The sequence below is a fragment of the Streptomyces sp. NPDC059443 genome, assembly GCF_042750105.1.
Lineage (GTDB): Bacteria > Actinomycetota > Actinomycetes > Streptomycetales > Streptomycetaceae > Streptomyces.
The window spans coordinates 19,230-25,357 of sequence record NZ_JBHYVM010000060.1 but is presented as its reverse complement, the minus strand read 5'-3'; the positions used below and the strand labels follow the sequence as shown (position 1 = coordinate 25,357).

Below are 6,128 nucleotides of genomic sequence, written 5' to 3'. Positions count from 1 at the left end.
GGCACTTAAAAAGAGCCCCCGCAGGGTGGGGTGGGGGTTCTCTTCGGGTGTCGGGATACGTCAGCTGACGTCCGACGGGTCGAGCCGGTAGAGCGTCGAGGTGGACGAGGAAGACGAAGAAGACGAAGTGGACGAAGATGTCGAGGACTTGGAGTTCGAGTTCTCCGTCGTGCCCGTGCAGCAGGTCCTCCTTGGCCGGGACCGCGTCCTCGGCGGTGACCTTCACGTTGTTCACGTAGGCCCCGCCCTCCTTCACGGTCCGGCGGCCGGCCGACTTGCTGGCGACCAGCCCGGTCTCCGCGAGGAGGTCCACGACCAGGCCCGGCTCGGCGACCCTGGCGTGCGGCAGCTCGGACAGGGCCGCGGCCAGCGTGGCCTCGTCCAGCTCCGTCAGGTCGCCCTGGCCGAACAGCGCCTTGGACGCCGCGATCACGGCGGCGCACTGGTCCGCGCCGTGCACCAGCGTGGTCAGCTCCTCCGCGAGGGCCCGCTGGGCGGCGCGCGCCTGCGGCCGCTCGGCGGTCTGCGCCTCCAGCGCCTCCAGCTCCTCACGGGTCTGGAAGGACAGGATCCGCATGTAGGTGGAGATGTCCCGGTCGTCCACGTTCAGCCAGAACTGGTAGAACGCGTACGGGGTGGTCATCTCCGGGTCCAGCCAGACGGCCCCGCTCTCGGACTTGCCGAACTTGGTGCCGTCCGCCTTGACCATCAGCGGGGTCGCCATCGCGTGGACGTGCGCGTCCGGCTCCACCTTGTGGATCAGGTCGAGACCGGCCGTCAGGTTGCCCCACTGGTCGGAGCCGCCCTGCTGGAGGGTGCAGCCGTAGCGCCGGTACAGCTCCAGGAAGTCCATGCCCTGGAGCAGCTGGTAGCTGAACTCGGTGTAGCTGATGCCCTGGTCGGACTCCAGCCGCTTGGCGACCGAGTCCTTCGTCAGCATCTTGTTGACCCGGAAGTGCTTGCCGATGTCCCGCAGGAACTCGATGGCGGACATGCCCGCCGTCCAGTCCAGGTTGTTCACCATCAGCGCCGCGTTCTCGCCCTCGAAGGACAGGTACGGCTCGATCTGCGAACGGAGGCGGTTGACCCACTCCGAGATGACGGCGGGGTCGTTCAGGGTGCGCTCGGCGGTCGGGCGCGGGTCGCCGATCTGGCCCGTGGCCCCGCCCACCAGCGCGAGCGGCCGGTGTCCGGCCTGCTGGAGCCGGCGCACGGTGAGCACCTGCACCAGGTGTCCCACGTGCAGGGAGGCCGCGGTCGGGTCGAAACCGCAATAGAAGGTGACGGGACCGTCCGCGAAGGCCTTGCGCAGGGCTTCTTCGTCAGTGGACAGCGAGAAGAGCCCGCGCCACTTCAGTTCGTCGACGATGTCCGTCACGGTTCTGGGTCTCCTTGAACGAGATGAAACAGAATGTTGAGGCTTCCCCGCCAGCATAGGCGGGGAAGGCCCGCACGTCAGACGCCTTCCGGGATCAAACTCCCTTGCTGACCGAACTCATATTGAAGTCCGGGATCCGCAGGGCCGGCATCGCCGCCCTGGTGAACCAGTCGTTCCATTCGCGCGGCAGGGTCTTCTCGGTCCGGCCGGCCTCCGAGGCCCGTGAGAGCAGGTCCACGGGGGACTCGTTGAACCGGAAGTTGTTGACCTCGCCGACCACCCGGCCGTCCTCCACCAGGTAGACGCCGTCCCGGGTCAGGCCCGTGAGCAGCAGCGTCGCCGGATCCACCTCGCGGATGTACCAGAGGCAGGTCAGCAGCAGCCCGCGCTCGGTCCCGGCGACCATCTCCTCCAGGGACTTGTCGCCGCCCCCGTCCAGGATCAGGTTTCCGAACCCCGGGGACACCGGCAGCCCGGTCAGACCCGCGGTGTGCCGGGTCGTGGTCAGCCGGGCCAGCTCGCCGTTCTTGATCCACTCGGTCGCGGGGACCGGCAGGCCGTTGTCGAAGACGGAGGCGTCGTCGCCGGAGCTGTGCGCGATCACGAACGGCGCGGACTCCAGGCCCGGCGCGTTCGGGTCGGAGCGCAGGGTCAGCGGCAGCTCGCTCAGCCGCTCGCCGAGCCGGGTGCCGCCGCCGGGCTTGGAGAAGACCGTCCGGCCCTCCACCGCGTCCCGGGCCGCCGCCGACCACATCTGGTAGATCAGCAGGTCGGCCACCGCGGTCGGCGGCAGCAGCGTCTCGTACCGCCCGGCGGGCAGGTCGATCTTCCGCTCCGCCCAGCCGAGCCGTACCGCCAGCTCCGCGTCCAGCACGGTCGGGTCCACGTCCTTGAAGTCCCGCGTGGCGCGGCCGGCCCAGGCCGAGCGCTGGCGGTCCGGGGACTTCGCGTTCAGCTCCAGGGTGCCGTTGGGCTGGTCGTGGCGCAGGCGCAGCCCCGTAGAGGTGCCCACGTAGGTGGAGACCAGCTCGTGGTTGGCGAAGCCGTACAGCTCACGACCGCCCGCGCGGGCGCGGGCGAAGGCCTCGCCGAGGGCCGGGGCGAACGCGTCGAAGACGGCGGAGGAGGTCTCGGCCGGGGCGTCGGTGAAGTCCGGTGCGTACGGGGTCCCCGTGACCAGCGGCTGGGCGTCCTCGGCGGCGGCCGCGTCACGCGCGGCCGCCTCGGCGGCCCGGACCAGCGGCTCCAGGTCCCCGGCGGTGACGGCGGAGCGCGAGACGACCCCCGAGGCCGTGCCCTCCTTGCCGTCGACCGTGGCGATGATGGTCAGGGTCCGGCCGCGCGTGACGCCGTTCGTCGTCAGGGCGTTGCCCGCCCAGCGCAGGTTGGCCGACGACTGCTCGTCGGCGATGACCACACAGCCGTCGGCGGTGGAGAGCTCCAGCGCCCGCTCGACGATCTCGTGGGGCTTGGTCGTTCGGTTCGTCGCCATCAGCGTCCGGCCTCCTGCGTGGTGTTCAAGATGTTCACGTCGCGGAACAGCGCGGACGGGCAGCCGTGCGAGACGGCCGCCACCTGGCCCGGCTGGGCCTTGCCGCAGTTGAAGGCGCCGCCCAGCACGTAGGTCTGCGGGCCGCCGACCTTCTCCATCGAGCCCCAGAACTCGGTGGTCGTGGCCTGGTAGGCGACATCGCGCAGCTGTCCGGCCAGCTCGCCGTTCTCGATGCGGAAGAAGCGCTGCCCGGTGAACTGGAAGTTGTAGCGCTGCATGTCGATCGACCAGGAGCGGTCGCCGACCACGTAGATCCCGCGCTCCACCCCGCCGATCAGGTCCTCGGTGGACAGCCCGCCCGGATCCGGCTGGAGCGAGACGTTCGCCATCCGCTGCACCGGGACGTGCCCGGGGGAGTCGGCGAAGGCGCAGCCGTTGGAGCGGCCGAGGCCGGTGAGCTTCGCGATCCGCCGGTCCAGCTGGTAGCCGGCCAGGGTGCCGTCCTTGACCAGGTCCCAGCTCTGCGCCTCGACGCCCTCGTCGTCGTACCCGATGGTGGCCAGCCCGTGCTCGGCGGTCCGGTCGCCCGTCACGTTCATGAGGGGGGAGCCGTAGGTGAGCTTGCCCAGCTGGTCGAAGGTGGCGAAGGAGGTGCCCGCGTACGCGGCCTCGTAGCCCAGCGCCCGGTCCAGCTCGGTGGCGTGGCCGATGGACTCGTGGATGGTGAGCCACAGGTTGGACGGGTCCACGACCAGGTCGTAGCGCCCGGCCTCGACGCTCGGCGCCCGCATCTTGTCGGCGAGCAGCCCGGGGATCTGCTCCAGCTCCGCGTTCCAGTCCCAGCCGGTGCCGGTCAGGTACTCCCAGCCGCGCCCGGCGGGCGGGGCGATGGTGCGCATGGAGTCGAACTCGCCGGTGGTGGCGTTCACCGCGACGGCGGTGAACTGCGGGTGGATCCGCACCCGCTGCTGCGTGGTGGAGGTGCCCGCGGTGTCGGCGTAGAACTTGTTCTCGTGGACGGCGAGGAGCGAGGCGTCCACGTGGGCCACTCCGTCGGCCGCCAGCAGCCGGGAGCTGAAGTCGGCGAGCAGCGCCGCCTTCTCCGCGTCCGGCACCTCGAAGGGGTTCACGTCGTAGGCGGAGATCCAGGTCTTGTCCGCGTGCACGGGCTCGTCGGCGAGCTCGACCCGCTCGTCGGAGCCGGCCGCCTTGATCACCTTGGCGGAGAGCTTGGCCATGGCCACCGCCTGCGAGGCCACCTTCGCGGCGCCGTCCATGGTCAGGTCCACACCGGAGGCGAACCCCCAGCTTCCCCCGTGCACGACCCGGACCGCGTAACCGAGGTCGGTGGTGTCGGACCCGCCGGAGGGCTTGGCGTCGCGCAGCCGCCAGGAGGCGCTGCGGATCCGCTCCAGGCGGAAATCGGCATGGTCGGCGCCCAGCGCGCGGGCCCGGGCGAGCGCCGCATCGGCGAGCGCCCGCAGGGGCAGCGCGGTGAAGGCCGCGTCGATGGAATGGGGCACGGAGGTCCTCCCGAGGTCTGGGCAGCTAGCACGATCATGTCGCGCGCCGGGTCGCGGTGCCTACATCTTTCTGTAGGGACTCCACAGAGCCCGTACCGAGGCCCTGTCGGAGCCCGATTCTCCGTACGGGGTACATGACCTATAGGTTTTTGGTATTCAGACCGCTAGTCGAAAGGGTGATCCGTTGAGCCGCTCGGTTCTCGTCACCGGAGGAAACCGGGGCATCGGCCTCGCCATCGCCCGAGCCTTCGCAGAGGCCGGCGACAAGGTCGCGATCACGTACCGGTCGGGCGAGCCACCGGCGGAGCTCACGGCTCTGGGTGTGCTGGCGGTCCGCTGCGACATCACCGACTCCGACCAGGTCGACCAGGCGTACAAGGAGATCGAGGACGCCCACGGCAACGTGGAGGTCCTCGTGGCCAACGCGGGCATCACCAAGGACACGCTGCTGATGCGCATGTCCGAGGAGGACTTCTCCTCGGTCGTGGACACCAACCTCACCGGCACCTTCCGCGTGGTCAAGCGCGCGAACCGCGGAATGCTCCGCGCCAAGAAGGGCCGTGTCGTCCTGATCTCCTCGGTCGTCGGACTGCTCGGCTCGGCCGGCCAGGCCAACTACGCGGCTTCCAAGTCCGCGCTGGTCGGCTTCGCCCGCTCCCTCGCCCGTGAGCTGGGCTCCCGCAACATCACCTTCAACGTCGTCGCCCCGGGCTTCGTGGACACCGACATGACGAAGGTGCTCACCGACGAGCAGCGCGCGGGCATCGTCGGCCAGGTGCCTCTGGGCCGCTACGCGCAGCCCGAGGAGATCGCGGCTGCCGTCAGCTTCCTGGCGTCCGACGGCGCCGCTTACATCACAGGAGCCGTCATTCCAGTTGACGGCGGATTGGGCATGGGTCACTGATCACCATGAGCGGAATTCTCGACGGCAAGCGCATCCTCATCACCGGGGTGCTGATGGAATCGTCCATCGCCTTCCACACCGCCCGACTGGCCCAGGAGCAGGGCGCCGAGGTCATCCTCACCGCGTGGCCCCGGCCGACGCTGACGGAGCGCATCGCCAAGAAGCTGCCCAAGCCGGTCAAGGTGATCGAGCTCGACGTCACCAACGACGAGCACCTGGCACGCCTGGAGGGCCTCGTCCGCGACGAGCTCGGCGGCCTCGACGGGGTCGTGCACTCCATCGGCTTCGCGCCGCAGGACGCGCTCGGCGGCAACTTCCTGAACACCCCGTTCGAGTCGGTCGCCACGGCCATGCACGTTTCGGCGTTCTCGCTGAAGTCTCTGACCATGGCGTGCAAGCCGCTGTTCCCGGCGGAGGGCGCGGCCGTCGTCGGCCTCACCTTCGACGCGCAGTTCGCCTGGCCGCAGTACGACTGGATGGGGCCGGCCAAGGCCGCCCTGGAGGCCACCAGCCGCTACCTCGCCCGTGACCTGGGCAAGGAGAACATCCGCTGCAACCTGATCTCGGCCGGTCCGCTCGGCTCCATGGCCGCGAAGTCCATCCCGGGCTTCTCGGACCTGGCGGACGTCTGGAACCACCGCTCCCCGATGAACTGGGACATGGCGGACCCGGAGCCGACGGGCAAGGGCGTCGTCGCCCTGCTGTCGGACTGGTTCCCGAAGACCACCGGCGAGATCGTCCACGTGGACGGCGGCCTGCACGCGATGGGTGCCTGATCCGGCGCTCGTTCCATCCGTACGGCGGCGGCCGCGGCTCCCTTTCCGGGAGGCG

General features: G+C 70.0%; 5 protein-coding genes. 2 read left to right on the top strand and 3 right to left on the bottom strand.

Translation table 11 applies throughout. From position 1 onward, the window contains the following. The 3 genes from tyrS to ACFXDJ_RS35235 all read right to left on the bottom strand — a co-directional run. Positions 1 to 1,378: tyrosine--tRNA ligase (gene tyrS, locus ACFXDJ_RS35245; protein WP_384851252.1), on the bottom strand; the 1,378-nt coding region annotated here is incomplete at its 3' end. 94 nt (positions 1,379 to 1,472) lie between these two features. Next, complete coding sequence (locus tag ACFXDJ_RS35240; protein WP_384663142.1) at positions 1,473 to 2,870, bottom strand: metallopeptidase TldD-related protein; 1,398 nt, start codon at positions 2,868 to 2,870, stop codon at positions 1,473 to 1,475. Beyond that, positions 2,870 to 4,393, bottom strand: a complete 1,524-nt coding sequence (locus tag ACFXDJ_RS35235) for a TldD/PmbA family protein (protein WP_384663143.1) — start codon at positions 4,391 to 4,393, stop codon at positions 2,870 to 2,872. The genes ACFXDJ_RS35240 and ACFXDJ_RS35235 overlap by 1 nt, the downstream gene beginning before the upstream one ends. Positions 4,394 to 4,577: 184 nt before the next feature. Here ACFXDJ_RS35235 and fabG point away from each other — a divergent pair, with 184 nt between their 5' ends. Beyond that, on the top strand, positions 4,578 to 5,297 hold the full coding sequence (fabG, locus tag ACFXDJ_RS35230) for a 3-oxoacyl-[acyl-carrier-protein] reductase (protein WP_384663145.1): 720 nt from the start codon (positions 4,578 to 4,580) through the stop codon (positions 5,295 to 5,297). 5 nt (positions 5,298 to 5,302) lie between these two features. Beyond that, the gene (gene fabI, locus ACFXDJ_RS35225; RefSeq protein WP_384663147.1) at positions 5,303 to 6,073 is read left to right on the top strand and encodes an enoyl-ACP reductase FabI; all 771 of its coding nucleotides are present in this window, start codon (positions 5,303 to 5,305) and stop codon (positions 6,071 to 6,073) included. Positions 6,074 to 6,128: the final 55 nt, after the last annotated feature.

Bases quoted from the DNA above. Each gene is read 5' to 3' on its own strand.
- ACFXDJ_RS35240 (WP_384663142.1), bottom strand. From the start codon at position 2,870: ATGGCGACGAACCGAACGACCAAGCCCCACGAGATCGTCGAGCGGGCG.
- fabI (WP_384663147.1), top strand. From the start codon at position 5,303: ATGAGCGGAATTCTCGACGGCAAGCGCATCCTCATCACCGGGGTGCTG.